This window comes from Pseudoxanthomonas sp. LjRoot127 (assembly GCF_964253495.1).
GTDB lineage: Bacteria > Pseudomonadota > Gammaproteobacteria > Xanthomonadales > Xanthomonadaceae > Pseudoxanthomonas_A.
This window is the reverse complement of the sequence record NZ_CAXUQR020000001.1, coordinates 1,246,198-1,272,011: the sequence shown is the minus strand read 5'-3', so window position 1 is coordinate 1,272,011 and position 25,814 is coordinate 1,246,198. Positions and strand designations below refer to the sequence as shown.

Genomic DNA, 25,814 nt, shown 5'->3' with positions numbered 1-25,814 from the left:
GCTCCCACAGCCGAGGATCTTGGGTCCGGCGTCAGCGCGTACGGCGACGCTTCTGCGGCGGTGAGACGGGCGGGGGCGGGGTGACCGGGATGTTCTTGATCTCGCCCTGAAGCTCTTCCAGCATCGGCACCATCTTCTGCTGCACGGCGGTCAGGATGTTCTGCATCAGGGCCGGATTCTTGTCGAGCATGCGCTTGCCGGCGGCGCTCTCGTAGAACTTGGTGATGGCGCGTACGTCCTCGCGCGTGTAGGTCTTCTTGTAGACGTCCAGGTAGACCGGCCGCATTTCTTCCCACGACAGCGCCTTTCGCACGATCTCCCGGGTCTTGGCCTGGATGCGCGCGACCTCGGCCTTCTGCTCTTCCGTCATCGCCTGGCCGGCGAAATGCTTGTCGAACTCCTGCTGCTGCACCGCCTCCATCTGGGGCACCACGCCCGCGAGCAGGCTTTCGGCACGCGAGGCCTTCAGCAGGCGATCGATGTCGGCATCGGAGGGCTCGGCCGCAAAGGCCGTACTTGCGCAGGCCAGGGCCACGGTGGCGAGAAGCAGCAGGGAAAGACGGCGGGCCGCGGTCAGCGAGGCAGCGATCATGCGATGCGGTGGCGTGGAACGGGGCCACAGGGTGCCTGTCGACGGGTAAAACTGCCGTTAACGGGCGGCAATCCCGCGGCAGCACGCTACGAACCGTCGCCCATCCTGACTACAATCCGCCGCATGGGGAGCACCGCACTCGAGATCACGCCGACACTGGCGATTCCGGACGACGAACTGGTCGAACGTTTCGTGCGGGCGAGCGGTGCCGGCGGACAGAACGTCAACAAGGTCGCCACGGCGGTGGAGCTGCGCTTCGACGTGGCGGGGTCGCCATCGCTGCCGGATGTGCTGCGGGAGCGCCTGCTGGCCAGGCGCGACCGCCGCCTGACCGACGAGGGCGTGCTGGTGATCGATGCGCAGCGCTTCCGCACGCAGGACCGCAACCGCCAGGACGCGCGCGAGCGCCTGGCGGCGATCATCGCCGCCGCGCTGGTGGTGCCGAAGACGCGCGTCGCCACCAAGCCGTCGCGTGCGGCGAAGGCGCGGCGGCTGGATGCCAAGCGCGAGCGCAGCCAGGTCAAGCGCGGCCGTTCGCAGAAGAACCAATGGGAGTAACCGTTTGAGCCACGACATCGTTCCGCGCATCCCGCCCAACATGCCGCAGGTACCGCCCAACCGGTTCACCCGCTGGATGGGGCGTACGTTCCTGCGGATGTTCGGCTGGAAGATCGTGGGCACGCTGCCGGACATCCCCAAGCTGGTGATGATCGTCGCCCCGCATTCGTCCAACTGGGACGGCATCTGGGGCATGGCGGCGAAGATCGCCATGGGCTTCCAGGTGCGCGTGCTGGGCAAGGCGCAGCTGTTCTGGTGGCCGCTGTCGCCGCTGTTGCGCAAGCTGGGCGTGGTACCGGTGGATCGCAGCTCGCCGCAGGGCACCGTCGAACAGGCGGTGCGGATGATCCGCCAGTCCGACCGGATGTGGTTCGCGCTTACGCCCGAAGGCACGCGCAAGCGCGTGGACAAGTGGAAGGGCGGGTTCCTGAAGATCGCGCAGCAGGCGCAGGTGCCGATCCTGATGGCCTACTTCCACTACCCCGACAAGGTGGTCGGCATCGGCGACGTCTACTACCCCACGGGCGACATGGAGACCGACATGGCCGCGATCCGCGCGTGGTACCAGCCGTGGCAGGGCAAGAATCGCGGGACGGTATGAGGCGCGCGGTGATGGGCCTGATCGCCGGCGTGTCGCACGCAAGACGCCAGGTCCAGGCCTGACCAGCCTTCGCCGGTTGAATGCCGCCGGGATGATGAAGCAACGTCGTCCCCGCGTGCGCTGGGATGACGGGGTGAGGTGCCACGTCGGCTGCGTCGTCAGGGATTTCCACCTGCAAGTAAAAGGCCCACCTTGCGGTGGGCCTTTTCGCTGATGCGGCGGAACAGGCTTACAGCGCTTCGCCACCCAGTTTCCACGTGACCTGCAGGTAGTAGCTGCGGCCCATGGAATCGAACCACGAGGTGTCGTAGTACGGATAGTTCGCCCAGGTCGCATCCTTCGGCGGCATCTTGTCCATCAGGTTGTTGATGCTCAGCGACAGGCGCAGGTGGTCGGTGATGTCGTAGCGCGCGCCCGCGTTGAAACGCCAGGTGGAACCGGTCCACGCATCGTTGTTGTAGTTCGCCACCCGCCCCAGGTAGTTGCCGAACAGGCTCACGCCCAGGTTGTCCCGATCCCAGCTGGCACCCAGGTTGCCCTTGTGGCGAGGCAGGGTGGTGGCACTGAAGCTGAGGTCCAGCATGTCCTCTTCGGGATCGCCGGGATACTGCTGGCGCGTGTGCGTGTCCGTCCACGTATAGGTGCCGGTGAAGCGGAAGTCACCGGCGCTGGCGGTCTGCAGCCGGTAGTTGGCGGTCAGGTCGACGCCCGTGGTTTCCTCGTTGGCGATGTTGATCGGTGCGAAGCGGACGCTGGTGATGTTGCCGTCCGCATCGCGGATGACGCGGGCGATGGCATCCACGCAGGTCGGCGAGTTGATGTCGACGGGGTCGCCGTTCTCGTTGGTGCCGAGGCGACAGTTGGCCTCGTCGATGCGCAGCTGCTCGCGGCTCTGGCTCTGCACCTGGTTCTCCACGCGGATCTTGTAGTAGTCCAGCGCCAGGTCGAAGTTGGCGAAGGGCGACCACACGATGCCCGCCGAGAACGACTTGCTGGTCTCGACGTCCAGGTCCATGTTGCCGGTGTACACGTCGAACGTGTTGATGTCCCACGTGCCGTCGTCGTAGCAGTCGGCATCGCTGAAGGTGGGTTCATCGGTGCGGCACTGGTAGTAGTCGGTCGACAAGGTGCGGTAGTAGTCGTCGCCGGCGAACAGGTAGTGCATGTCGGGCGCACGGAAGCCGGTGCCGTAGGAGCCGCGCACCAGCAGCGTGTCGACGGGGCGCCATTCCAGGCCCGCGCTGTAGGTGAACTTGCCCGGGTTCTTGTCGCCGTACTCGTAGCGGTCGTAGCGGCCGGCCAGGCTGGCCTGCAGCGAGGACAGCAGCGGCAGGCGGAACTCGCCGGCCACGCTCCAGCGGTCGCGGTCGCCGCTGCCGTCGCCATAGCGCGGGCCGTAGTAGGCGTCGGCGGTCAGGGCGAGCGGATCGGGGTTGATCTCGTACGACTGCTGGCCGTACTCGATCGCGCCCGCGAAGCCGACATCGCCGGCCGGCATGGTGAACAGCGCCGGCGTATCGACGGTGAAGCTGAGGTTGTCGTTGTCGGCCTTGGGGCGGAACGTGGACATCGCGGCGATCGATGCGAACTCGGCCTGCGTCAGCGGCGTGAACAGGCGGTCCGGATCCGGACTGAAGATCGCATAGCCATCGGCGTCATAGCCCTGCTGTTCGCCCAGGAACAGGCGGTTGGCGGCCGCGGCCCGGATGCGGGGCATGCCCACGTCGGCCTTGTACTGGGAGTGGTTGTAGGCGGCTTCCCAGTTCCAGTTGTCGCCGAACGCGCCCTGCAGGCCCGTGGTCACCGCGAACGTCTTCTGGGTGGTGACGTTCATGCGGTTGCGCAGGCCGCCGATTTCCTCGGGCGTGAACTGGCGCGACCAGATTTCGTAGTGGCCGGTCGCCGCGTTGTAGAAGATCTTGTCGTTGTTGTCGGTGGAGTTGGGGTCGTGGAACTCCCAGCCCATGACATCGCTGACCACGTCGTTGCCGTTGGTGCCGGTCAGCAGCCGCACTTCCTGGCGGCCGAGCTGGACATCGGCGAACCAGGACAGGCTGTCCGAGAAGCGGTATTCGAACGAACCGTACGCGGTGAAGCCCTTGCGCTCGTTCTGGATCGTGCGATACGCGATGGCGCGCTCGCTGCCGCAGTAAGGTTCGCCGAAGCGGTCTTCCGCCAGCACGGTGGTGCCGTCGTTCAGGCCCGCCATCGCCGCGCAATCGTCGTCGGGGGCGATGTTGACGTCGTCGTCCCAGTCGTAGCGCTGGGCGGTCAGGCGCGGCAGCTGGCGGCGGGTGGTCGGCGCGTCGAGGGTCGAATCCTGGTTCTTGCGCTCGTAGCCCCACAGCGGGCGCTTGTCGAGCAACTCCAGGCCGACGATGCCGCTGAAGGCATCGCGTTCGAAGCCGGACGTCACGGTCAGCCGGTGCGATTCGCCGCCGCCGCGCTCGGTGTTGCCGTAGCGGTAGTCGAGGATGGTGCCGTCGGTGGACTTCTTGAGGATGAAGTTGATGACGCCGGCCATGGCGTCGGAGCCGTAGACCGCCGATGCGCTGCCGGTCAGCACTTCGATGCGGTCGATCATGCCGAGCGGAATGTTGCCGATGTCGGTGAAGTTGCTGCGGCCGTTGAGCGGCAGCGGGAAGTCCGCCGTGCGGCGGCCGTTGATCAGCACCAGCGTGTGGTTGGGTCCCAGCCCGCGCAGGTCGACCGCCTGTGCACCCGGCGTCGACTGGGCGCTGGTGGTGTTCTGCTGTCCCTGCACGCTGCCGCTGTTCTGGCTGAGCGAGCGCAGCACGTCGGGCACGGAGGTGAAGCCGGCCGCCTGGATCTGTTCGGCGGTCACCACCGTGATCGGTGCCGGGCCTTCGATCTGCGCGCGCGGGATGCGCGAGCCGGTGACCTGCAGCGTTTCCAGCTGGGTCACGGGTTCTTCGGCCTGGGCGGCACCGCCCCCGGGAGGCGCCTCCTGGGGGGCGGGACGCGGCGCCGGTGCGCGCCGCGGCGTGGCGTCCGCCTGCACGATGAGCACGGCGCCGGACGCGTCGCGCCTGGCCTGGAAACCGCTGCCCTGCAGCAGGCGGTCGAGGGCCTGGTCGGTGGTGGCGGCGCCCTGCACCCCGCGGGTGCGCCGTCCCTTCAGCTGGTCGGCGCGATAGACCAGCTGCGTGCCCGACTGCTTGGCCAGCGTGTTGAGCGCCGTCGTCAGTTCGCCCGCAGGCAGGTCGATGCGGCCCGGGGCCGCCTGGGCCTGCGCAGCGAGCGCCACGCTACAGGCCGTACTCAACAACAGGACGCGCATCGGATACCGCATCGACTCTCTCCCCGGGGTGCTCGGTATGGCACCTATTGGCTATCAGGACGAACGAACCGCGCAAATCCCCCCATGACCTTCGTCGTGGCGCGGGCGACCTACCGCGTATGCAGCACGATGCGGTCCGCATGCCGCTCCGCGCGTACCGGGAACCCCTGTTCCAGCAGGTGCGCGAACCCTTCGGCGTTGGACCAGCGGAAATTGCCGCCCACGCGCAGGTCGGCGACGGTGGCGTCGCCCAGCTCCAGCTTGCGCGTGTTGAACCGGTTGAATTCGGCGGCAGCCTCCGCCAGCGAGGTGTCGTCGAAGGTCAGGAAGCCGTCGCGCCATTCCAGGTAGCGTTCGGCGTCGGCCAGCGGCAGCGACCGCACCAGCACGCCATTGCGGCCGGCCGTCGCCACGCTGCCGGCGGGCAGCAGCGACACCGGCTGCGCGCGGCCGTCGGGGCCGGCGCGGCTTTCCAGGCGCACCTTGCCCTCGGTGACCACCACGCGGATCTCGTCCGGATCGCGGCGCACGGAGAAGCGGGTGCCGACGGCGGCGACGCGGCGCCCGTCCGTGTCCACCACGAACGGACGCCGGGTGTCGTGGGCCACGTCGAAGAACGCTTCGCCGCGCGCCAGCGCCAGGTGGCGCTCGCCCCGGCTGATGCGCACGTCCAGCCGGCTGTCGCTGCTCAGCGTCGCCGTGGAGCCGTCCGGGAGCGTGACCGTCCGGATCTCGCCTACGGTACTGGCGTAGGTGGCCTGTTCGCGACCGGTCAGTTGCCAGCTGCCCCAGGCGAGCGAGCCCAGCGCCAGCACGGCCAGCGTCGCCGCCAGTCCCTGCTGCCAGCCACGTCGCCGCGCACCGCGGCGCGCGCGCGGCGCGAAGGTGACCTCGCTCAGGTCGGGTCGTGCATCCGGACGCGCGGGCGCCGACATCCTGCGCGGCGGCGTCACGCCCGCCGGCAGGCCGGCGGCGAGCGCCTGCAGGCGGCCGGTTTCCGCCCAGGCCGCCTGCAGCCGCAGGTAGGCGACCTTGTGGCGCGCTGATGCGGCCAGCCAGGCCTCCAGCAACTGTTGCTCGCCCGCCGTCCAGCCCTCCGCGTCGCGGCGCGCCAGCCAGTCGGCGGCCTGCTCCTCAATCTGTCTGCTGTCGGCCATGTCCGTCGTCCTCGTCCGTGACGGGCCGGGCGCGTCGCCCCTCCAGCGCGGGCACGGCGTCGCCGCCGTACAGGTGGTCGGCGATCAGGCGCATCCCCTTGGCCAAATGCTTTTCCACGGTCTTCTCGCTGATGCCCAGTTGGCGGGCGACATCCTTCTGCGGCAGTTCCTCCACGCGCCGCAGCCACACCACTTCGCGGCAACGGTCGGGGAGCCGGTCCAGGGCCTCGACCACGCGCTTGAGCGCCTGGCGGGTCCCGGTCCACCGCTCGGGCGACACCTCGTCGATCAGGTAGACGTTCGAGGACTCGAAATCACCCACTGGCTCGATCGACACCACCCGGCTGCGACGCAGGCGGTCGGTCATCAGGTGCCGTGCGGTCGCGAACAGGAAGGCCTTCGGCGCGTCCGGACGCACGCGGCCCGCCGCTTCGTAGACGCGCGCGTAGACCTCCTGGCGAAGGTCGTGCCACTCGTCGCGGTGCGGCCAGCTGCGTTGCAGGAACAGCGCCAGCGCGCGCTCGTGGACGAGCACTTCGCGAACGAACCAGTCGTCGAATTCGGTGGGCATGGCCGCACTCTAGCCCAAGCACGAACGCTTCCGCATGGGGGAACGGTGCCGTCGGTTCGTCTCCCTACGTCATCGGCGCGTGGCATCCTGCCGCGACCTTCGACTCAGGGAGTACGGCATGGTGTCTGTCTTCGGCATGTTGCGGCGCGGCGCGGTCTGCGTGGTGGCGCTCGCCTTGTCACTGCCGGCGTTCGCCGCCACACCCGCGCATTACGTGCTGGGCGACACCGCGGCGAAAACCCCGGGACAGGTACAGCCCGGGCTGCTGCTGATGGGCGGGGGCGACCGCAACTTCGATGCGATGCGCTGGTTCATGAAGAAGGCCGGCAACGGCCACATCGTCGTGCTGCGCGCCTCGCAGGCGGGCGAGATCGGCGAGGAGTTCTTCAACGAGGTCGGCGGCATCGCCTCGGTGGAAACCTGGGTCTTCAGCGACCGCGAAAGCGCGAGCGATCCGGCCGTACTGCGCAGCCTGAAGCGCGCCGACGGCATCTTCCTGGCCGGCGGCGACCAGTCGCGCTACGTGCGCTACTGGCGCGGCACGCCGGTAGGCGAGGCGCTGGATGCGCACGTGCGCGCCGGCAAGCCGCTGGGCGGCACCAGTGCCGGCCTGGCGATGCAGGGCGAATACCTGTACGGCGCGATGGACGGCGGCAGCCAGATCAGTCCGCGTGCGCTGGCCGATCCGCTCGGCCCGGACAACACGATCGAGACGGGCTTCCTGCAACTGGCGCTGCTGAAGGGCGTGCTCACCGACACGCACTTCAGCGAACGCAACCGGCTGGGCCGGCTGATCGCGTTCGTCGCCAAGGCCGAGTCGATGGCGGGTCGCCCGCTCCTGGGGCTGGGCGTGGATGAAGACGCCGCGGTCGCCGTGGAAGGCGACGGGACGGCGCGCGTGTACGCCACGGCGCCCGGTGCGGGCGCGACGGTGGTGAAGGGCGGGTTCGCACAGAAGCAGGTCGAAGACGAACCGATGAACCTCGAGCGTGTCGACACCGTCATCGCCGGCGTCGATTCCGTGCTGCACCTGCCGAATGGGCGCGTCGACAAGCCTGCCGCCGAGCGCCGTTACGCGGTGCGCAACGGCGTGCTGGCGGCGCTGGATTCGCCGCTGCTGGTGATCCACGGCGGTGCGGGCGTCGAGCGCGCCGGCATGACGCCAGCGGACGAGGATGCCGCGCGCAAGGCGCTGGAAGCTGCGCTGCGCGCCGGCCACGCGCAGCTGAAGGCCGGCAAGCCCGCGCTCGATGCCGTGACCGCGGCGATCACCGTGCTGGAGGATGCGCCGCAGTTCAACGCGGGCCGCGGCGCGGTGTTCACGCACGACGGAAAGAACGAACTGGATTCCTCGATCATGGACGGCGCCACCGGCAAGGCCGGCGCGGTCGCGGGCGTGCATCGCGTGAAGAATCCGATCACCCTCGCACGCGCGGTAATGGAGAAATCCCGGCACGTGATGATGGTCGGCGGCGGCGCCGAAGCGTTCGCGAAGGAGCAGGGCGTCACCCTGGTCGATCCGTCGTACTTCCGTACCGAGAAGCGCTGGCAGCAGCTGCAGGATGCGCTGAAGGAAGAGAAGCAGGCGCAGGCGAGCAACACGCCGCTGGAACTGCCTGGCAAGGCCTACTTCGGCACGGTCGGTGCGCTGGCGCTCGATGCGAAGGGGCAGCTGGCGGCGGGTACGTCGACCGGCGGCATGACCAACAAGCGCTACGGCCGCGTGGGCGACTCGCCGATCATCGGCGCCGGTACCTGGGCCGATGACCGTTGTGCGTTCTCCGGTACCGGTTGGGGCGAGTACTACATCCGCGCATCCGCCGCGCACGAGGTCTGCGCGCGCGTGCGCCTGGCCGGCTACGGCATCGCACGCGCCGCCGAGGGCGTGATTAACCGCGACATTCCGAAAGCCGGCGGCGACGGCGGCGCCATCGCGCTGGGCGCCGACGGCAGCATGGCGTTCCCCTTCAATACCGAGGGCATGTACCGCGGCTGGATCGGGGCCGACGGCGTGCCGCACGTGGCGATCTACAAGGAAGACGCGCTGCCCGCGCGTTGAGGCGCGATGGGGCTATGCTCCTTCCCTCGACGGGGAAGGGGCAGGGATATGAAAGGCAGTGTCGCAGTGGGGTTGCTGGCCGTGTCGTTCACGCTGACGGCCGGCGAGAAGGCAGCGGAGCCGGTCAGGTTCTACGCCAATGCACGCGTCGTCCTGGACGAACAGGGCGTGCCGCAGCAGGTACAGGCGAACGAGAAGCTGCCGGCCGTGGTGCGTGGCGTCATCGAGGAGCGCGTGCTGCGCTGGCGTTTCGAGCCTGCGCAGGTGGGCGGTGTCGCCAAGGCCGGCGTGACCCATGTCTTCATGGATGCCTGTGCCGTGCCGCTGCCCGATGGCGGCATGCGCATGGCGCTGGACTACCGTTCCAATGGCCCGGCTCTCGCGCAGGGCGCGCTCATCGCCGCGCCGCCGCGCTATCCGGTGGATGCCGCACGCATGGGAAGCGAGGGCAGCTTCCGCGTCGTGATCAATGTCGGCCAGGATGGTGTCGCGACTGTCGGCAGCATCAAGCCCCTGTCGGGCTCACTGAAGCCGTTCGAAAAGACGTTGCGCGACTGGGTGGCCGCGATGCGGTACGTGCCCGAGCAGGTCGATGGGGTACCGATCGCCACCCAGCTGGCGATCCCGGTGGATTTCGCCATGGGCGGCGGCATGGGCATGCGGCGCGCGGAGCGGGCGGAAAAGGAACAGGCTGCGCAGTCGCCCGAGTGCAGGGCCGCCTCCGCCGGCGGCACGGACCCGCAGCGTCCGGTGGTCCTGGATTCCCCGTTCAAACCCCGGGAGACCGGCTGATCCGGCCGGACGGGCTGCAACGGCGGGATGTCGCCGTGGCCACCGGCCTGTCCGGGGAGGGCCCGCCATTCCGGAACAGTGTGACGTGGATCGCAAATGTGAATTCCGTAAGCTAAGATACGGATCACATTTGCAGTCCGCCCCTCCTTGCCTGGACGGCGTCTTGGGTCGGCGTGCCAGCAGGGGCAGGCGGGAAAGTCGGTGAGTCGGACGAACCCGGGGAACGCCTCTTCCACAGAAGCGTCAGGGGATCCGTCCATCGATGTCGTACCGCGCCAGTGATGTGCTGCGCCCGCAGGGCGCGCGTTCCGTCCGTCCGTCTTCCCGTTCTTGTTCCGATGCCGCGACGTCGCGCCGCGGGCTGCGCCGTGCCCTCCAGGCCGGACTGCTGCTGGCCATGCTGCTCGCGGCCGCCTCGGCGCTGGCGTTGATCACCGGGGTGTGGACGCTCAACGGTGCGACCTCGGCGACCACCACCCTCGATGGCATCACCGTGACCTGGACCGGCACGTCCGACCAGGTCTATGCCAACGGGACCTTCAACACCACCAATGCGAGCCGCTGGAGCGATCCCTACGGCGAGACGGTCGCCGGCGGCCGCTCGCTGACGCTGCTCCACGAAACGGCCAGCCGCACCTACACGATCACCTTCAGCAAGCCGGTGGACAACCCGGTGCTGCATGTCGATCGCCTCGGCGGCGCACTGGGCAACGATCCGAACAGTTCGCGCTGGACGCTCAGCAATTCGGTGGCCCAGGGCGGTGCGGTGTCGCTGACGCGGCTCAGCGGCAATACGCAGTTCCAGGTATCCGGCAGCACGTTCGTGCGTTCGACCGGCACGGCCTTCTCCGGCACCGCGAATGCCGAGTGTCTTTCGGGCAACGCGGCCACCGTCGCCAGCGGTACCGCCTGCGGTTCCGTGCGCTTCAACGGCACCGGCATCACCAGCCTGACCTTCACCACCACCCAGGTCGGCCCGGCGGGCGGCGACGAAGTGGAGCTGCGCTGGAGCTTCCAGGGCAGCAACGTCATCGTGCGCAAGCAATCGGTCGGCGGTACCGGCACCTTCGGCATCACCGCCAGCAACGCACTGGCGCAGGCGTTCAACCTGGTGACGACCGCGCAGAACACGCCCGTGTCGTCCACGACGTACCCGGTGACGAACCACGCCGGCGCGATCACGCTGACCGAGACCACGGTCCCGACGGGCTACGCGCTGACGGGCGCCACCTGTACGGACCAGAACAACGCCGCCGTCACCGCGACCGTCAACACGGCCGCGCGCCAGGTCACGATCGCCGCGGGCGACTACCGCGCCAACCAGACCCTCACCTGCACGCTGACCAACAGTGCGACCGCGACGCTCGCGTTGGCCAAGACGTGGATCGACGCCGCGATCAACGACACCGCGACGCTGTCCGCGACCGGCGGCGCCAATGCCGCATCGCTGGCCTCCACCGCGAACAGCGCTGCCGAGACCGACACCGGCTCCGCCGTGCAGGTCGTGCCGGGCAACGTCATCACGCTGGCCGAAACCCTGGCGGCCGGCAACGCACGCACGTATACCGCCAGTGCCTGGACCTGCTCGGGCGGCAACCTCAGCGGCAACACGTTGACGCTGACCGCCGCGCACGCGGGCCAGGCCATCGTCTGCACGATCACCAACCGGGCGCGCGTGACGGATGTGTCGGTGGTGAAGTCGAGCGCGTCCGCCACCGCCACCAGCGGACAGGTGACCAACTTCACCGTGGTCGTGTCGAACGCGGGTCCCACCGCGGCCGATGGCGCGGTGGTCAGCGATACGCCGGGCGCAGGCCTGAGCTGTCCGGTATCCGGCAGCCCGATCAGCTGCGTCGCCAGCGGTGGCGCGGCGTGTCCGGGGGCGGCGGCGTTGCCGACGCTGGTCAGTGGCGGCGTGGCCGTGCCGACTTTGCCATCGGGCGGCACCGTGACCTTCACCGTGCCCTGCCAGGTCACGGCCAGCGGACTCTGATTCCCGGCGAGCTTCCCAAGCGAGGGGCGAATCTCCATGATGCGGCTCCGTTCTTCGCCCCACTGATGCAATGAGCCGTACCGCCTGGCTGTGGGTGGTGGTGCTGTCGACCGCCATCGCGCTGGCCGCGACCTTCCTGGTCACGCCGCGTTTTCCCGTTCCCGTCCCCGAGGCCGGCCCGCCGGTCACGCCGTTCGGCTGGACCGGCCAGCTGTCGCTGGCGGCCGGTGACGGCGTGCGTGGCGCGAGCGACGGGCTGGGCGCGAACGCGCGCTTCGACGACCCCTGGGGCATCGTCGTGATGGAAGACGGCACGCGCTACGTCGCCGATGCCGGCGATAACAACCGCATCCGCCGCATCGCGCGCGATGGCAGCGTGGCGACGCTGGCCGGGGGGCGCGAGGGGTTCATCGACGGCGCCGGCACCGTGGCAGCCTTCCATACGCCGTCGGCGCTGGCGCGCGATGCGCAGGGCAATCTCTACGTGGCCGATACCGGCAACCACGCCATCCGCAAGGTCACGCCGCAGGGCGTGGTGACGACGGTGGCCGGCACGGGCGAGCCGGGCTTCCGCGACGGCGCGGCGATGCAGGCGCAATTCAACGGACCCATCGGGGTCGCGGTGGATGGCAGCGGTCGCGTCTATGTCGCCGACACCTACAACGACCGCATCCGCCTGATCTCCCGGGACGGCGTGGTCACCACGCTCGCCGGCGGCGATGCGCCCGGTTTCGTGGATGGCACCGGCGGCGAAGCGCGCTTCGACACGCCGACCGGCATCGCCGTGGATGCCACCGGCGTTGCGTGGGTCGCGGACCTGCGCAACGACGCCATCCGCAGGATCGGGCCGCAGGGCGGGGTCAGCACCTTGCCGCTGCAGCCGGACCTGCCGATGCAGGCAGGCCCACGCAGGCCGTTGTCGCTGGCGCTCACGCACGATGGCCATCTGTATGTCGGCGAACTGTTCACCGGTCGGGTGATGCAGGTGATGCGCGATGGACGTTGGCACGTGTTGGCCGGCCATTTGCCGGGGCAGCGGCTGTCGCGCACGGCGGGGCTGGCGGTGGATGCGCGTGGCGATGTGCACGTCACCGATGCGGGTGCCCATCGGGTGCATCGCATAGCGCCGCTGGCGGCCGGCGTCGCGCCTGCCCCCGCGACTGTCGGTCCGTCGGCGGAGGATCCACTGCCCGTCACCGCAGGTCGCTGGCCCCTGCAGCCGCAGGACCAGTGGCATGAGGTGGTCGGCACGCTCGGCGAAGTCCGGGGCGACTACAGCGGGGAAAGTCGCCACCACCTGCACGGCGGTCTCGACATCCGCGGCGACGTCGGCGCCACCGTGCTCGCCATCGCCGACGGCAAGGTCAGCAGTCCATCCGCCGCCTGGAACTTCGATGGCCTGAGCGAAGGACTCGGTCTTGGCCCGCTCGACTACATCCACATGCGCGTCGGCCGCACGCCGCGCGGAGAGCTGCTGGATCCGGCGCGCTTCCAGCTGCTCCACGACCTCAGTGGCGCGCCCAGCCGCATCCGCGTGCGGCGCGGCACGCGCTTCGCCGCGGGCGACCCGCTGGGCACGGTCAACCGCATGGCGCACGTGCACCTGTCGATCGGCCCTTCGGGCTACGAGCGCAACGCGATCGCGCTCGGCTTCACCGGGTTCACCGACACCTATCCGCCGCGCATCGACGACGTCGCGCTGTTCGACACGCTGGACCAGCCGATCGACCAGCGCGAGGACGGACGCGTGCTGGTGCCGCGGGACCTGCAGGGCGTGCGCATCGTCGTGGATGCCTGGGACCAGGTGGACCGCAACCTGCCGCGCCGTCGCCTCGGCGTGCATGCCTTGGGCTACCAACTGCTGCACGACGACGGCACGCCCGTCGCGGGGTTCGAAGCGCCGCGCATGACGCTCGATTTCCACCGGCTGCCGTCCGATGATGCGGTGCAGGTGGCGTACGCGCCGGGAAGCGGCATCACCGTGCATGGCAGTGCGGTCACCCGGTTCCGGTACAGCGTCACCAATACCGTCCGCGACGGCCGTTGGGCCGAAGGCGCATGGCGGGCCGGCGAACTCCCGCCCGGCGACTACACCCTCAGGATCACCGCCCGCGACTACAGCGGCAACGAGGCACAGGGTCGCCGCGACCTGAAGTTGCGGCTCCCGTAGCGGGAAACCGCGCCCGCGAATGTTCCGGAGCGTCGTGTCGATCCGCGCCCTGGCGGTTCGTCGTTCTCCTGAAAGCGGCCGGAGTGTCCGGTCCGCACGATCGGGAGGGTGCAATGCGCGTCATGGTCATCGTGAAGGCCAGTGCCGATTCGGAAGCCGGCCGGATGCCGGATACCGAATTGCTCACGGAGATGGGCAGGTTCAACGAGGCGCTGGTCAAGGCCGGCATCATGCTGGCCGGCGAGGGATTGCATCCCAGCTCGCGGGGTGTGCGCGTGCGCTTCGACGGCAGGCAGCGCACGGTCGTCGACGGACCCTTCGGCGAAACGAAGGAACTGGTCGCCGGCTTCTGGCTTTGGCAGGTCCGCAGCCTCGACGAAGCCATCGAGTGGATCAAGCGCGCGCCGTTCGATGGCGGCGCGGAGATCGAACTGCGGCCGGTGTTCGACGCCGACGATTTCGGCGATGCGCTGACGCCGGAGCTGCGCGAGCAGGAAGCACGGCTCGCCGCGCAGATCTCGCCAGACCATCAACCGTGAGTGGACTTTCATGAGCACCCAGATCTTCGTCAACCTGCCGGTCCGCGACCTGGATAAGTCCAAGGCCTTCTTCGCCGCGCTAGGCCATGCGACCAATCCGCAATTCACCGACGAGAACGCGGCCTGCGTCGTCATCAGCGACACCATCTACGTCATGCTGCTGGTGGAGCCGTTCTTCCAGGGCTTCACGCGCAAGGCGATCTGCGACGCGCGCACGCATACGGAAGTGATCCTCTGCCTGTCCGCCGACAGCCGTGCGGCCGTCGACGCCATGGTCGGCAAGGCCCTCGCCGCCGGCGGCACCGAACCGATGGAAGCCAAGGATTACGGCTTCATGTACCAACGCAGCTTCCAGGATCCCGATGGCCACCTGTGGGAGATCGTGCACATGGACGAAGGCGCCATGCCGGCGGATTGATGTACATGAATGTAGGCGGCCAGACGCCCGGAACCGGCTGCGAAAGCTTGCATGCGTCGTGCATCTGTCGTAAATGATGAAGCGACGCATGAGGCGAGAGGTGCATGAATGCAGGGCAGGAAGCCGACACTCCCCGGACGTTCTTCGCGCCACGCGCGATCGCTGGCGCTGATATCGGCGATGATCGTCTCAACCGCAGGATGCCAGGGCATGGCCATGACGCAGGAATCAGGTCTTGAGGGAAGGAAGGCCGGCGACCCGGCTGCGTCGGCATGGCCGTTGAAGTTTTTCCAGCACAACTTCGGCGCGCACTGCTTCGATACCATCGGGTGCAAGATCGTGTACAGCGGTTTCGTCCACGGCGTCGACCGTGACGACGAGGTAAGCCCTCCCATCTCTTCGTATCGTGCGAGTCACGAAAAGCTTCTCAGCGCTGGGCACATCGCCCGGCGCAACTTTCCGGCACCAGCGAAAGTGCAATGGCGCTCCAAGGACGGCGTGCCGCATGAGGCCGAGGTCGATATCGGCGAGATCTTCAAGGACCGCATCGTGTTGCACAACGTGCCGCGCGAGGAGATCCATGGAGACCTGGGTGATCCGGACATCATCCTCGAAGTCAACGATCGCACCATCAATGTCTACATGCGCGCTTTCGTGCCGACGAAGACACTGCAGGTGCCGGGCAACAAGTACAGCGGCTTCCGCGACGATCTCGTCCTGGCCTGGACGAGAACCTACTGACGCACCTCCAGGGAGTGGAGCATGGGCGGCGAACGGCATCCCGATGGTGTAAGCACGGTACCGGCGACGGCATCGGATCTGGCGACATTCCCGGACGCCAGCAGGCAACTCGCGAGCTTCTCGGCGCCGTTGCTCCGCGACGGCGATACGCCGGATCACCGGCTGTTCGTCGCTGCCTTCGACGGCACCGGCAACAGCATGTACAAGGATGCGCCGGAGAACCACACCAACGTGGCGCGCATCGCGAAACAGCTCGAGCAGTCTAAGGATCCGACGATCGGCTTTGGGTACGTCGAAGGTCCCGGTACGCAGGGTGGACTGGGTGGTGTCATCGACCAGGCCACCGGCGGTACCTACGAACCCCGCATGGAGGAAATGTATTTCCAGTTCATCCAGCAGGCTTCGGCGTGGTTGCGCGACAATCCCGACGCCGACATCCGCATTGCCGCCATCGGATTCAGTCGTGGTGCCGAGCAGGCGGCGGGCTTCACGCGCCTGGTGGAGGAGCGGGGTATCCAGGATCCGAGAGGCATGGACGTCGTGCGCGACCGCAACGGCCGCATCGAAAGGCTGGAGCCGACCCGCCCAAATCTGCGCGAACCCGGCACCGTCATCCAGGCCGTCGGCCTGTTCGATCCGGTCGGTACGGGCGAGCCGCGCGACCACGACCGCCGTCTGCCGCCCTCTGTGGTGTCGGGCTTCCAGATCACCGCCGACGACGAGCGGCGCAACCTGTTCCAGTCCACGCGGGTGATGGACCCGGGCGTGACCGATGGGGGACGCTTCCTCAATGTCACCGTCGCGGGCGCGCACAGCGACATCGGCGGCGGGTACACCCAGGACGGCATCGGCGTCCGCAGCGGCAACCTGATGATCGACTACCTCAATGCGCTGAGCGACAGGCCCTACCTGGCCAAGCGCGAGGAACCGATGGATCCCGCGCGCAACGTCATCCATCGGTCCGAGGAGCACCAGTTCTTCTACCGCACCTCGATCTACGACAGGGCCGGCGTGCGCGGGATGCAGGAAGAACTCGCGCCGGCGCCGCTGTGCAGGATCGACTGCCTGGACGCGCAACCGCGCAATGAGGCGATGGCCTCGACGCTGGCGTGGCGGCCGGTCGCCATCGGCGCGGTACCCGCGGAACCCGTCCGTGACGGCCGCATGGTCGAGCAACTGCTCGACGCCGCACGACGGGGCGATGGCGGAGCGATCGAACGCCTAGCGCGCGAGCAGTTGCACGGAGAGACGGGACAGGCGTGGTTGCGGTCTGGGCAGCAGCGCCTGCACGAATTGCCGCCCACCCTGACTGCGCCGGCAGAACCACAGCGCGAGCCTGCCGCGCTAGCGCGCTGAGACATGCTTGTCGCTTCCTGTCGCCCTGCGGTCTAATCCGCCCGGGGAAAACGATGCCACGGGAGGCATCCATGGAACGGGTAGCAAGGAGTGTGGGCATCCTGCTGGGATGCCTGTTTGCGCCATGGGCGCACGCGCAGGTGGACCTGGAGCCGTTCCTTAAGCAGGACGTGCTGGAAACCCTGAAGATCTCGCCCACCGGCGAGTACTACGCGCTGACGGTGCCGCTGGAGGACCAGACCATCCTCGCGGTGCAGCGGCGCAGCGACCGTCAGATCACCGCCAAGATCAGCGCCGGCGCGGACAGTGTGATCGACGACGTCTGGTGGGTGAGCGACGACCGCGTCGTCGTGTCGGTGGCGAAGAAGTACGGTTCGCGCGACCAGCCCTACGCCACCGGCGAGCTGTATGCGACGAACGTGGACGGCTCCGTGCGTCGGCAGATCTTTGCGCGCTATGGCCTGGACGGAAACGAGGTCCAGCCGCGCGCGGCCGAGCTGGTCGATCCGATGCCGAATGATCCGCGCAAGGTGCTGATCAGCATGTACGCGCTCGACACGTCCATGCCGAACACGCGGTTGATGAGCCTGGATGCCTACAACGGCAGCCTGGACACGCTCGCCACCGCCCCGGTGCGCCGTGCCGACTTCGTCGTCGATGCGACGGGCGAGGTCCGCTTCGCGCTCGGGGCGGGCGAAGACAACGCCAGCAAGCTTTATCACCGCCCCAGTGGCGGTACCCCGTGGGCGCTGGTCAACGACGAGAACGCGACGCGGCGTGTCGAGGTGCCGCTGGGTTTCGCGCCCGATGGCCGCACGGCCTACCTGCAGGTCGAGCAGCGCGAAGGGCCGGACGCGATCGTGGCCCTGGATACGGAGACCGGCGAGCGCACGCAGGTGCTGCGCGATGCAGTGGTGGATCCCTACCGGATCATCCGCGCACCGGGCGGGCGCACGCCCGTGGGCAGCTTCTTCATGCACGACCGGCTCCGCACGGTGTTCTTCGACGAAAAATCGGAGACTGCGCGCCTGTATCGCAAGCTGGAGCGATCGTTTCCTGGACATTCGATCCTGATCACCTCCGGCACGCGCGACGGCAAGCTGAAGATCGTCCATATCTGGAACGACGCCAGTCCCGGCGATTTCTATCTGTTCGACACGCAGACCAATGCTGCCGATCTGATCTTCAGCAGGCGCAAATGGTTGGATCCAGCGACGTTGTCGCCCAGCGAATCAGTGGCGTTGAAAGCGCGGGACGGTCTTCCGCTGCATGGTTACCTGACGCGTCCGCGCGGTAGCCAGGGGCCGCTGCCGCTGGTGGTGATGCCGCATGGGGGGCCGATCGGCATCTTCGACCGCTGGGAGATCGACGACGAGGCGCAGATGCTGGCGCGCGCCGGGTACGCGGTGCTACGCCTCAATTTCCGCGGCTCGGGCAATTACGGGCGCGCGCACATGCAGGCCGGTGCGCGCGAGTGGGGTGGCGCGATGCAGGACGACCTGACCGACGCAACGCGCTGGGCGATCGAGCAGAAGATCGCGGACCCGCAGCGGATCTGCCTGTATGGGGCGAGCTATGGCGGCTATGCGGCCCTGATGGGCGTGGCCAAGGAGCCGGCGATGTACCGCTGCGCGGCCGGCTATGTCGGCGTGTACGACCTAGAGCTGATGCACCGGCAGAAATCGCGCAATGCCAAATGGGTCGGCAACTACATGAACGACTGGGTGGGTGATGATCGCACCGCGCTGGCCGACATTTCGCCCACTTCGCTGGCAGCGAAGATCAGGGTGCCGGTGTTTCTGGCGGCGGGCGGGAAGGACGAGATCGCGCCGCAGGCGCACACAGAGCGCATGGAGAAGGCGCTGAAGGCCGTGGGCGTGCCGGTGGAGACGCTGTACGTGCGCACCGAAGGCCACGGCTTCTATGCCGAAGCCAACCGACGCACCTACTACACCAGGTTGCTGGACTTCCTGTCGCGCCACCTGGGCGGCGCGAAAGCGAAGTAGCCGGGGATCAGGCGCCGACGCGCCTGCGTACCGCCTCGAAATCGCGCACCGGCCGCACCTCGATGCTGCCGGTGCCGATCCACGGGAATTCCTGCGCGATGCGTACCGCCTCGTCCAGGCTGTCGGCCTCGATCAGGTTGTAGCCGCCGAGGATCTCCTTCGTTTCGGCGAAGGGGCCGTCGACGACGTGCGTCTTGCCGTTGCGCACGCGCACGGTACGCGCGGTGCTGCCATGCTCGAGCTGCTGGGAGTCGATCAACGTACCCTCGGCCTTCAGTTCGTCGGCGTGGGTGATGCAGCCGTGCATCATGCGGTCGAACGCGCCCTCGGGCAGCGCATCCAGCAGCTGGTCATCCGTGTAGATCATCAACAGGAACTTCATGCGCCCTCCCGGCGTGCCGTGCAGGCCGGGATTGTGCCACGCGGGCATGACAGGGCCGTTCAGGCGCGGGCCGCGCCCGGATCACTCGCCCGCAGGCGATCGATACCACGCTTCCACGGTGCCCTTGACCTTCATCGTCATCGGGTTGCCGCGGCGGTCCTTCGACTTGCCGACCGGCACGCGGACCCAGCCTTCGCTGATGCAGTACTCCTCCACGTTGTCGCGCTCCACGCCGTTGAAGCGGATGCCGACGCCGCGGTCCATCGCCTCGGCGTTGTAGAAGGGGCTGCGCGGGTCGGAAGCCAGGTGGTCGGGAGGCGTGTCGGACATGGAAGGCGTCGCGTGGTCGTCGGGGGCGCAAGGATAACCGAAGCGCCCGCCTCACCAGGCCACGCGGTTGCGGCTGCAGACAAGCGTGGCCTGCAGCGTCAGCCGCCCGCGGCGCGGAGCGGTGTCCAGCCGGACGCCATGCGGCACCGCAGGGGCGCGGAATACGTCGGCATCGTGCATCACCAGGCGGTTCCAGCGTGCCGGTACCGTGACCGCGTGCGCGAAGCAGGCGATCGTGGACGCGTGCGGATAGCCCGCTGCCACGCCATGGCGTCGGGAGAACGCGTCCGGCGACAGGGCATCGGCGTCGTGTTCGATCTCCGCCACTTGCTGCGGCGACACGATGGGCAGGAAGAAATGCGTCCCGCCCAGCGTGGCGTCCCGGAACAGGAACAGTTCTGCGGCGACGAGGCGCTGGTCGGGTTCGTGCCAACGCTCGCGACGCGGCAGCCAGTGCGACGGCGGCAATGCGTCGCCTGCCAGGGTCAACAGCGAAAGGCGGCTGGTGCTGCGCAGGATGCGTCGCACGCCGAGCGTGTGGCGGGCATGGTCGCGCATTACGTCATGAAGCAAGGCGGTGAAGTCGTCCGGCATGCGCAGCCGGAGACCCGGAAACACGTCGGGCGAAGCGGGGTGGAAGTCTTCCCGGTAGGCGTCCGCAAAGGCGGGCAGGCGTTCCGGCGACAGCAGGGCGTCGTCGAGGACGACGCAGATGCGACCCTGCCCCAGCGGAACCTGCGTCACCGAGGGACGTGGGTTGAACATGGCACGGCCTCCCGCGGGCGCCGGCATGCGGGCCGGCGGCGCCACGATAGACCTTCGCGGTGGTGGAGACAAAAGAACGCCGGGGCGGCCCACCACGACCGCCCCGGCGTGTGCTGCCGTCGAGGAATTACGGCATCAGCACCTTGTCGACCACGTGGATCACGCCGTTGCTGGCCTTCAGGTCGGCGGTGGTGACCTTGACGGTGTTGCCCTTGGCATCGGTCAGGGTGACGCCGCCATCGACTACCTGCGCCTTCAGTTCACCGCCCTGCACGGTCTTCAACGTGGCGGTACCACCGCTGGCCTGGATCTGCTGCGTCAGCGTGGCGGCGTCCACCATGCCGGGCACCACGTGGTAGGTCAGCACGGCGGTCAGGTCGGCCTTGCTCTCCGGCTTCAGCAGCGTGTCGACGGTGCCGGCGGGCAGCGCTTCGAAGGCGGCGTTGGTGGGTGCGAACACCGTGAACGGGCCTGCGCCCTTCAGCGTATCGACCAGGCCCGCGGCCTGCACCGCACTGACCAGCGTGGTGTGGTCCGGCGAACCGATGGCGGTATCCACCACGTCCTTCTGCTCGACGGCCGGTGCGGCGGCATCGGCGGGTGCCGGATCGCTGGCTTCGGCCACCGGCATCGGGGCGGCGCCGGCGTCGGCTTCGGCTTCGGCGGTCTTCGGCGAGCACGCAGCAGCGGTGAAGGCGGCGAGCAGGGCGACGGAAAGGACGGTACGGTTCATGGGTATCTCCTGGGTGGATGAGGGTGTGGTTGTTGCGCTTGCGGACTCATGTACGCCACGGCCTCACGCGCGGATGCATCACGTGGCCTTAATATTCAGCCAACCTTGACATCGCCCGCGCCGCGCAGCGCGACGTCATGCACCCACACGAAGACGCCCCATGACCCAGCCCGACCACGAATTCGATCCCGACGACAACTTCCGCCATGCCTTCGACGACGAAGACGACATGGATCTGGACGACACCGAGGCACTGGTCTGGAACCTGCTGGTGCTGATCAATCCCGGCGATGAAGAAACCGCACTGCGGCAGTTCGCGGCCTATCGCGACGCGAGCAGCGAAGACGGCGTCGAGCCGGACCAGGTGCTGTGGACGCTGAAGGACGCCATCGACTGGACGTCGGGCTTCTACGTGGACTGGAAGGACACAGAGTCCTTCATCGACTGCGTCAACCAGCTGGCCGCGCGCTATGCCGTCGAGATCGACTGGGGGGGCGATACCAGCGACGAGGATTTCCTCGACGGGACCGACGTTCCCGCCTTGATGTCCACGGCCTACGACCGCCTGCGCGAGCATGGCTACACGCTGTGGAACTGGAACACGGGGGGCGACGCCTACGCCGGATGGATCGCGCTGCGTCGCGACGACGACGGCATGCAGCAGCTGGCCGCGGTGATGGGCGTGGAGATCCGGCCGGGCAGCGACGCGTTCTGACCGCGACCGCGCGACGGCGCGCACGCTAGACTCGCATCGTCGCCTCCGTTCCGGGATCGTCCGTCATGCGCGTGCTGCTCGCCTGCCTTGCCTGCCTGGTGCTGTCGGTGGCGAATGCCGCGAAGGCGCAGGACGTCACCACGCTGCTGTCGCCTTCCAAGCCGAAGGCGCCCGAAGCGATCGCGCTGGCCGACATCCCCGGTCGCGCCGATGCCGACGAGCGCTACGCGGAGGAAGTGTCGCTGCGCGCGGCGCGCGCCGATCCGCTCGGCCGACTTGTGCCGCGGCTGACGACCATCGAGAAGTCGGTGGCGGAGAAGAACGGCCTGTTCGCCTACGGGGAACTGCGCACGCTGCCCGTGCTGCGGCTGGAAAGCATGGAGCGCCACTGGAAGTTCGATGCGCGCCAGTACGCGCGCTGGCGCGGTGACATGCAGGCATCGGTGGCACCGTATGCGCAGGATGCGGCGGAACTGGCGCTGCGCCGCGCCGACTGGGAACTCACCCGGCAGGGCATGGCCGCGGACGGCACGCCGGATGCCCTGCGCTCGCGCGTGGAAGGCGTATCCGCGCGGCTGCAGGCGGCCGAGCAGGCGCTGTCCACGCCGCTGGCGGGGCAGATCCGGCTGGGGCAACGCGCCAACCTGCTCGCCGCACGCATACAGGCCGGCCAGCAGGCGGTGGACGATGCCATCGCCTACGCCGACCGGCGCCTGTTCCGCCTGGATGCGTCGCCCTTGTGGCAGGTGCAGGACCGCACGGTCCTGCGGCAGGACGTGGCCGACAGCCTGAAGCGTGAGGTCCAGCAGGAGAACAGCTTCGTCGCCCAGTACACCGCGGCGGATGTCGGCAACCAGCGGTTGCTGCATTTGCTGCAGTTGATGTTGCTGCCGGCGCTGCTGTGGATCGCGTGGCGGCATCGGCGCCGCCGCCTGGATCCGACGGCGGCGCTGGCGACGGATGCGGAGTCGCGCGTGGTGGGACGTCCGTTCTCCACCTGGTTGCTGCTGTCCATGATCGGCGTGCTGGTGTTCGAACCGAACGCGCCGCTGTTCCTGCACCAGCTGGCGATGCTGGTCGCGCTGGTGCCGGTGTTGCGGCTGATGCCGCAGCAAGGCCGTCGCCTGCTGGGACCGTGGCCCTACCTGGCGACCGCGTTCTACCTGCTGCAGCATTTGGCTGTCCTGCTGATGGCCAGCGATTACCTGTACCGGCTGTACTACCTGGTGCTCTCCCTGCTGGCGCTCGCGGCCACCGGCTGGCTGCTGTGGCGTTCGCGCGGCGAGCGCTACGCCGGCGTGGCCGGTCGTGCCGGACAGCTGGTCCACGGCCTGGCCTGGGGCGGCGTCGCGATCCTGTCGACGGCGATCGTCGCGAACGTCGTGGGCAACGTGTCGCTGGCGGAAATGCTGACGGCCGGCATCATCGAGAGCGGCTACTTCGCGCTGGTCCTGTATGCGGCGGTGACGGTGCTGGAAGCCTTGTTGCGCCGGCTGGGCGCGCGCCCCGAAGTGCGTCGGCTGTGGTTGATGCGCCGGCATGGCGGCCACCTGCTCGACACGCTCGCGCGGTGGGCGCGCGTCGCGGCGGTGATCGGCTGGATCGTCTACACGATGATCCGCTTCCGCATCTTCCGGCCGGTGTACGACGTCGCCAGGGCCATCGTCACGCACCGCTTCGAGTACGGCGAACTCTCGCTCAGCCTGGGCCACGTGCTGGTGTTCTGCATCGGCGTGGTGTTGGCGGTCTGGGTGGCGCGCACGCTGCGCGCGCTGCTGCGCGAGGAAGTCCTGCCGCGGATGTCGCTGCCGCGCGGCGTGGACAACAGCATCGCCTCGCTCAGCTACTACGTGCTGCTGTTGCTGGGATTGCTGGCCGCGCTGTCCGCCGCGGGCTTCAAGATCGGGCAACTGGCCTTCATGTTCGGCGCACTCGGGGTGGGGATCGGGCTGGGCCTGCAGGACGTGGTGAAGAACTTCGTCTCCGGCCTGATCCTGATGTTCGAGCGTCCGGTGAAGCCCGGTGATGCGGTCGACATCAGCGGTACCGCCGGCCGCGTGCGCGCCATCGGCATGCGCGCCACCACCGTGCGCACGTTCGAAGGCGCCGACGTCATCGTGCCGAACGGCATGCTGTTGTCCGACAAGGTGACCAACTGGACGCTGATGGACCAGAACCGCCGCGTCGACGTCGACGTGGGGGTGGCCTACGGCAGCGACGTGACGCGGGTGATGCAGCTGCTGCAGGAGACCACGCGCGCGACGCCCGGCATCGCCGACGACCCCGTGCCTGCCGTGCTGTTCACCGGCTTCGGCGCCAGTTCGCTGGACTTCGCCATCCGTGCATGGAGTCGCCGCTACGACGACTGGTCCACGATCCGCAGCGACCTGATGATGCGGCTGCACGCCGCACTCGGCGCAGCGGGCATCGAGATCCCCTTCCCGCAGCAGGACCTGCATGTGCGCACCGTGCCGGACGACCTGGTGCGCTCGCTGGCGCGGCCTGCTTCGCTGCCGCAGGGAGACACCGATGGCGGCGCCTGAGCCGGAGGTCGCGATCCGCGCGCTGGGTCCCTCCGACCTGGGGCTGATGCGGGACATGCTGCGGATGTTCGGCCGTGAGTTCGACGACATTCCGACCTACACCGCTGCCCCGCCGGATGACGCGTACCTGGGCCGCCTTCTCGCGCGCGACACGTTCATCGCGGTGGCGGCGGTGCAGGGCGATGAGGTGGTCGGTGGGCTGGCCGCCTACGTGTTGCCCAAGTTCGAGCAGGCACGCAGCGAGGTCTACCTCTATGACCTGGCCGTGGCGGACGCGTACCGCCGCCGCGGCATCGCGACCGCGCTGATCGCCGAGTTGCGAAGGATCGCCGCCGCGCAGGACGCGTGGGTGGTGTTCGTGCAGGCGGACTACGGCGACGACCCGGCGGTCGCGCTGTATACCAGGCTGGGCACGCGCGAGGACGTGATGCACTTCGACATCGCGGTGGACTGAGTCGGGTCGGGCATCGGCGTGGCGACGCCGCCATGCAGGCGCCTCAGCGAATGGCGGAATCCTGCGCCGCCGCAGGCGTCAACGCGGCGGTCGCCTGCGCGGGAGCGCCCGGCATGGCGGTGTCGGCATCGGGCTTGGGCGCGCCCGGGGCGAGCAGCTTGCCTTCGCCCTGCAGCGCTTCTTCCGCCGCTTTCGTCATAACCACGATGCTGATGCGGCGGTTGATCGGATTCTGCGGATGTTCCTTGTCGAACAGGACCGACGACGACAGGCCGACCACGCGCGATACCTTGTCCTCGTGCATGCCGCCCACCACCAGCGCGCGGCGCGCGGCGTTGGCGCGCTCGGCGCTGAGTTCCCAGTTGGTGTAGCCGCGGTTCGACGAGTACTGGGTGACGTCGGTATGCCCGGTGATGCTGATGTGGTTCGGCACCTGGTTGATGAAGCCGGCCAGCTCGCCCAGGATCGCCTGCGTATAGGGTTTCAGAACCGTGCCGCCCAGGTCGAACATCGGCCGGTTCTGCTGGTCGACGATCTGGATGCGCAGGCCTTCCGGGGTGAGGTCGAGCAGCAGCTGGTCCTTGAACGGCTCCAGCGCCTGGCTCTTGCCGATGGCTTCCTCCAGCGCCTGCATCAGCGTCTCCAGGCGCTGCTTCTCCTGCGCTTTCTGCTGTTCTTCGGACACCTGGTCCGCATCGCCCGGCGGCTTGTCGAACGGGTTGTCGCTTTCGCCCTTCGGCAGGTCCATCGTGCCGCCCAACTTGATCATGGACGTACTCGCGCCGCCGGGACCGGCAGGACCCGGGGCAGGCGAGAAGCTCTTGCCGCTCAGCGGGCTGGGATTGCGGAAATATTCCGAGATCGCCGCGCGTTCCTTGTTGGTGGTGGCGCCCATCAGCCACATCACCAGGAAGAACGCCATCATCGCGGTCACGAAGTCCGCGTAGGCGACCTTCCACGAGCCGCCATGATGGCCGCCGCCGGCGACCTTCTTGACCCGGCGGACGATGATGGTGGGACGTTGCTCGCTCATCGCCG

The 25,814-nt window shown here is 68.4% G+C and carries 23 protein-coding genes and 1 pseudogene; 15 read left to right on the top strand and 9 right to left on the bottom strand.

Annotation, left to right across the window (positions count from 1 at the left end):
* Positions 1–31 precede the first annotated feature (31 nt).
* Complete coding sequence (locus ACSQ19_RS06075) at positions 32–592, bottom strand: DUF2059 domain-containing protein (RefSeq protein WP_299345606.1); 561 nt, start codon at positions 590–592, stop codon at positions 32–34.
* A gap of 123 nt (positions 593–715) precedes the next feature.
* Here ACSQ19_RS06075 and arfB point away from each other — a divergent pair, with 123 nt between their 5' ends.
* Positions 716–1,150: an alternative ribosome rescue aminoacyl-tRNA hydrolase ArfB gene (gene arfB, locus ACSQ19_RS06070; protein ID WP_296278931.1), complete on the top strand. Its 435-nt coding sequence runs from the start codon at positions 716–718 to the stop codon at positions 1,148–1,150.
* Positions 1,151–1,190: 40 nt separating this feature from the next.
* Positions 1,191–1,751 (top strand): lysophospholipid acyltransferase family protein, encoded by a 561-nt coding sequence (locus ACSQ19_RS06065; RefSeq protein ID WP_296278996.1) that lies wholly within the window; start codon positions 1,191–1,193, stop codon positions 1,749–1,751.
* A gap of 229 nt (positions 1,752–1,980) precedes the next feature.
* Here the strand turns inward: ACSQ19_RS06065 and ACSQ19_RS06060 are convergent, their stop codons facing one another.
* From ACSQ19_RS06060 to ACSQ19_RS06050, 3 genes are all read right to left on the bottom strand, one after another.
* A complete protein-coding gene (locus tag ACSQ19_RS06060) occupies positions 1,981–5,064 on the bottom strand; it encodes a TonB-dependent receptor (RefSeq protein ID WP_436000621.1) in 3,084 nt (1,027 codons plus the stop codon).
* 98 nt (positions 5,065–5,162) lie between these two features.
* Positions 5,163–6,209, bottom strand: a complete 1,047-nt coding sequence (locus ACSQ19_RS06055) for a FecR family protein (RefSeq protein ID WP_436000619.1) — start codon at positions 6,207–6,209, stop codon at positions 5,163–5,165.
* Positions 6,187–6,780, bottom strand: coding sequence for an RNA polymerase sigma factor (locus tag ACSQ19_RS06050; protein WP_296278934.1), 594 nt, complete (start codon positions 6,778–6,780; stop codon positions 6,187–6,189). The genes ACSQ19_RS06055 and ACSQ19_RS06050 overlap by 23 nt, the downstream gene beginning before the upstream one ends.
* A 34-nt stretch (positions 6,781–6,814) precedes the next feature.
* Here ACSQ19_RS06050 and ACSQ19_RS06045 point away from each other — a divergent pair.
* The 10 genes and pseudogenes from ACSQ19_RS06045 to ACSQ19_RS06000 form a co-directional block, all read left to right on the top strand.
* Positions 6,815–7,660, top strand: a pseudogene (locus tag ACSQ19_RS06045) (cyanophycinase); the annotation flags it as partial.
* Positions 7,661–7,858: 198 nt separating this feature from the next.
* Positions 7,859–8,839: an isoaspartyl peptidase/L-asparaginase family protein gene (locus ACSQ19_RS06040; RefSeq protein ID WP_296278998.1), complete on the top strand. Its 981-nt coding sequence runs from the start codon at positions 7,859–7,861 to the stop codon at positions 8,837–8,839.
* A 48-nt stretch (positions 8,840–8,887) separates the two neighbouring features.
* On the top strand, positions 8,888–9,631 hold the full coding sequence (locus tag ACSQ19_RS06035; protein WP_436000616.1) for a TonB family protein: 744 nt from the start codon (positions 8,888–8,890) through the stop codon (positions 9,629–9,631).
* A gap of 262 nt (positions 9,632–9,893) precedes the next feature.
* Complete coding sequence (locus tag ACSQ19_RS06030; RefSeq protein WP_436000614.1) at positions 9,894–11,624, top strand: prealbumin-like fold domain-containing protein; 1,731 nt, start codon at positions 9,894–9,896, stop codon at positions 11,622–11,624.
* Positions 11,625–11,694: 70 nt separating this feature from the next.
* Entirely contained in the window at positions 11,695–13,794 is a 2,100-nt protein-coding gene (locus ACSQ19_RS06025) for a gluconolaconase (RefSeq protein ID WP_436000612.1), read from the top strand.
* Positions 13,795–13,907: 113 nt separating this feature from the next.
* The gene (locus ACSQ19_RS06020; protein WP_296278938.1) at positions 13,908–14,333 is read left to right on the top strand and encodes a YciI family protein; all 426 of its coding nucleotides are present in this window, start codon (positions 13,908–13,910) and stop codon (positions 14,331–14,333) included.
* 10 nt (positions 14,334–14,343) lie between these two features.
* The gene (locus tag ACSQ19_RS06015) at positions 14,344–14,751 is read left to right on the top strand and encodes a VOC family protein (RefSeq protein WP_296278939.1); all 408 of its coding nucleotides are present in this window, start codon (positions 14,344–14,346) and stop codon (positions 14,749–14,751) included.
* Between the two features lie 210 nt (positions 14,752–14,961).
* Positions 14,962–15,492, top strand: a complete 531-nt coding sequence (locus ACSQ19_RS06010) for a hypothetical protein (protein ID WP_436000609.1) — start codon at positions 14,962–14,964, stop codon at positions 15,490–15,492.
* 21 nt (positions 15,493–15,513) lie between these two features.
* On the top strand, positions 15,514–16,848 hold the full coding sequence (locus ACSQ19_RS06005; RefSeq protein WP_436000607.1) for a T6SS phospholipase effector Tle1-like catalytic domain-containing protein: 1,335 nt from the start codon (positions 15,514–15,516) through the stop codon (positions 16,846–16,848).
* A 71-nt stretch (positions 16,849–16,919) separates the two neighbouring features.
* The gene (locus tag ACSQ19_RS06000; RefSeq protein ID WP_436000605.1) at positions 16,920–18,854 is read left to right on the top strand and encodes an alpha/beta hydrolase family protein; all 1,935 of its coding nucleotides are present in this window, start codon (positions 16,920–16,922) and stop codon (positions 18,852–18,854) included.
* A gap of 7 nt (positions 18,855–18,861) precedes the next feature.
* Here the strand turns inward: ACSQ19_RS06000 and ACSQ19_RS05995 are convergent, their stop codons facing one another.
* From ACSQ19_RS05995 to ACSQ19_RS05980, 4 genes are all read right to left on the bottom strand, one after another.
* Positions 18,862–19,236: a YciI family protein gene (locus ACSQ19_RS05995; protein WP_296278943.1), complete on the bottom strand. Its 375-nt coding sequence runs from the start codon at positions 19,234–19,236 to the stop codon at positions 18,862–18,864.
* Between the two features lie 81 nt (positions 19,237–19,317).
* Positions 19,318–19,566, bottom strand: coding sequence for a DUF3297 family protein (locus ACSQ19_RS05990; RefSeq protein ID WP_296278944.1), 249 nt, complete (start codon positions 19,564–19,566; stop codon positions 19,318–19,320).
* Positions 19,567–19,617: 51 nt separating this feature from the next.
* A complete protein-coding gene (locus ACSQ19_RS05985; RefSeq protein WP_436000603.1) occupies positions 19,618–20,331 on the bottom strand; it encodes a DUF6445 family protein in 714 nt (237 codons plus the stop codon).
* Positions 20,332–20,458: 127 nt separating this feature from the next.
* Positions 20,459–20,962: a fasciclin domain-containing protein gene (locus ACSQ19_RS05980; RefSeq protein ID WP_296279000.1), complete on the bottom strand. Its 504-nt coding sequence runs from the start codon at positions 20,960–20,962 to the stop codon at positions 20,459–20,461.
* 262 nt (positions 20,963–21,224) lie between these two features.
* Here ACSQ19_RS05980 and ACSQ19_RS05975 point away from each other — a divergent pair, with 262 nt between their 5' ends.
* The 3 genes from ACSQ19_RS05975 to ACSQ19_RS05965 all read left to right on the top strand — a co-directional run bounded on the left by ACSQ19_RS05975 (position 21,225) and on the right by ACSQ19_RS05965 (position 24,776).
* Positions 21,225–21,779 carry a DUF6630 family protein gene (locus ACSQ19_RS05975; RefSeq protein WP_296278946.1) on the top strand — a complete coding sequence of 185 codons (555 nt, stop codon included), beginning with the start codon at positions 21,225–21,227 and terminating at the stop codon, positions 21,777–21,779.
* 65 nt (positions 21,780–21,844) lie between these two features.
* On the top strand, positions 21,845–24,322 hold the full coding sequence (locus ACSQ19_RS05970; RefSeq protein ID WP_436000600.1) for a mechanosensitive ion channel family protein: 2,478 nt from the start codon (positions 21,845–21,847) through the stop codon (positions 24,320–24,322).
* Positions 24,309–24,776 (top strand): AAC(3)-I family aminoglycoside N-acetyltransferase, encoded by a 468-nt coding sequence (locus ACSQ19_RS05965; protein WP_436000598.1) that lies wholly within the window; start codon positions 24,309–24,311, stop codon positions 24,774–24,776. The genes ACSQ19_RS05970 and ACSQ19_RS05965 overlap by 14 nt, the downstream gene beginning before the upstream one ends.
* A gap of 43 nt (positions 24,777–24,819) precedes the next feature.
* On the opposite strand, the gene motB is transcribed toward ACSQ19_RS05965, so the two are convergent.
* Positions 24,820–25,809, bottom strand: coding sequence for a flagellar motor protein MotB (gene motB, locus ACSQ19_RS05960; RefSeq protein ID WP_296278949.1), 990 nt, complete (start codon positions 25,807–25,809; stop codon positions 24,820–24,822).
* Positions 25,810–25,814: the final 5 nt, after the last annotated feature.

Coding starts and splice junctions, on each gene's coding strand:
- ACSQ19_RS06075 (WP_299345606.1), bottom strand. CDS start 592: ATGATCGCTGCCTCGCTGACCGCGGCCCGCCGTCTTTCCCTGCTGCTT.
- arfB (WP_296278931.1), top strand. CDS start 716: ATGGGGAGCACCGCACTCGAGATCACGCCGACACTGGCGATTCCGGAC.
- ACSQ19_RS06065 (WP_296278996.1), top strand. CDS start 1,191: ATGCCGCAGGTACCGCCCAACCGGTTCACCCGCTGGATGGGGCGTACG.
- ACSQ19_RS06060 (WP_436000621.1), bottom strand. CDS start 5,064: ATGCGGTATCCGATGCGCGTCCTGTTGTTGAGTACGGCCTGTAGCGTG.
- ACSQ19_RS06055 (WP_436000619.1), bottom strand. CDS start 6,209: ATGGCCGACAGCAGACAGATTGAGGAGCAGGCCGCCGACTGGCTGGCG.
- ACSQ19_RS06050 (WP_296278934.1), bottom strand. CDS start 6,780: ATGCCCACCGAATTCGACGACTGGTTCGTTCGCGAAGTGCTCGTCCAC.
- ACSQ19_RS06035 (WP_436000616.1), top strand. CDS start 8,888: ATGAAAGGCAGTGTCGCAGTGGGGTTGCTGGCCGTGTCGTTCACGCTG.
- ACSQ19_RS06030 (WP_436000614.1), top strand. CDS start 9,894: ATGTCGTACCGCGCCAGTGATGTGCTGCGCCCGCAGGGCGCGCGTTCC.
- ACSQ19_RS06025 (WP_436000612.1), top strand. CDS start 11,695: ATGAGCCGTACCGCCTGGCTGTGGGTGGTGGTGCTGTCGACCGCCATC.
- ACSQ19_RS06020 (WP_296278938.1), top strand. CDS start 13,908: ATGCGCGTCATGGTCATCGTGAAGGCCAGTGCCGATTCGGAAGCCGGC.
- ACSQ19_RS06015 (WP_296278939.1), top strand. CDS start 14,344: ATGAGCACCCAGATCTTCGTCAACCTGCCGGTCCGCGACCTGGATAAG.
- ACSQ19_RS06010 (WP_436000609.1), top strand. CDS start 14,962: ATGGCCATGACGCAGGAATCAGGTCTTGAGGGAAGGAAGGCCGGCGAC.
- ACSQ19_RS06005 (WP_436000607.1), top strand. CDS start 15,514: ATGGGCGGCGAACGGCATCCCGATGGTGTAAGCACGGTACCGGCGACG.
- ACSQ19_RS06000 (WP_436000605.1), top strand. CDS start 16,920: ATGGAACGGGTAGCAAGGAGTGTGGGCATCCTGCTGGGATGCCTGTTT.
- ACSQ19_RS05995 (WP_296278943.1), bottom strand. CDS start 19,236: ATGAAGTTCCTGTTGATGATCTACACGGATGACCAGCTGCTGGATGCG.
- ACSQ19_RS05990 (WP_296278944.1), bottom strand. CDS start 19,566: ATGTCCGACACGCCTCCCGACCACCTGGCTTCCGACCCGCGCAGCCCC.
- ACSQ19_RS05985 (WP_436000603.1), bottom strand. CDS start 20,331: ATGTTCAACCCACGTCCCTCGGTGACGCAGGTTCCGCTGGGGCAGGGT.
- ACSQ19_RS05980 (WP_296279000.1), bottom strand. CDS start 20,962: ATGCCGGTGGCCGAAGCCAGCGATCCGGCACCCGCCGATGCCGCCGCA.
- ACSQ19_RS05975 (WP_296278946.1), top strand. CDS start 21,225: ATGACCCAGCCCGACCACGAATTCGATCCCGACGACAACTTCCGCCAT.
- ACSQ19_RS05970 (WP_436000600.1), top strand. CDS start 21,845: ATGCGCGTGCTGCTCGCCTGCCTTGCCTGCCTGGTGCTGTCGGTGGCG.
- ACSQ19_RS05965 (WP_436000598.1), top strand. CDS start 24,309: ATGGCGGCGCCTGAGCCGGAGGTCGCGATCCGCGCGCTGGGTCCCTCC.
- motB (WP_296278949.1), bottom strand. CDS start 25,809: ATGAGCGAGCAACGTCCCACCATCATCGTCCGCCGGGTCAAGAAGGTC.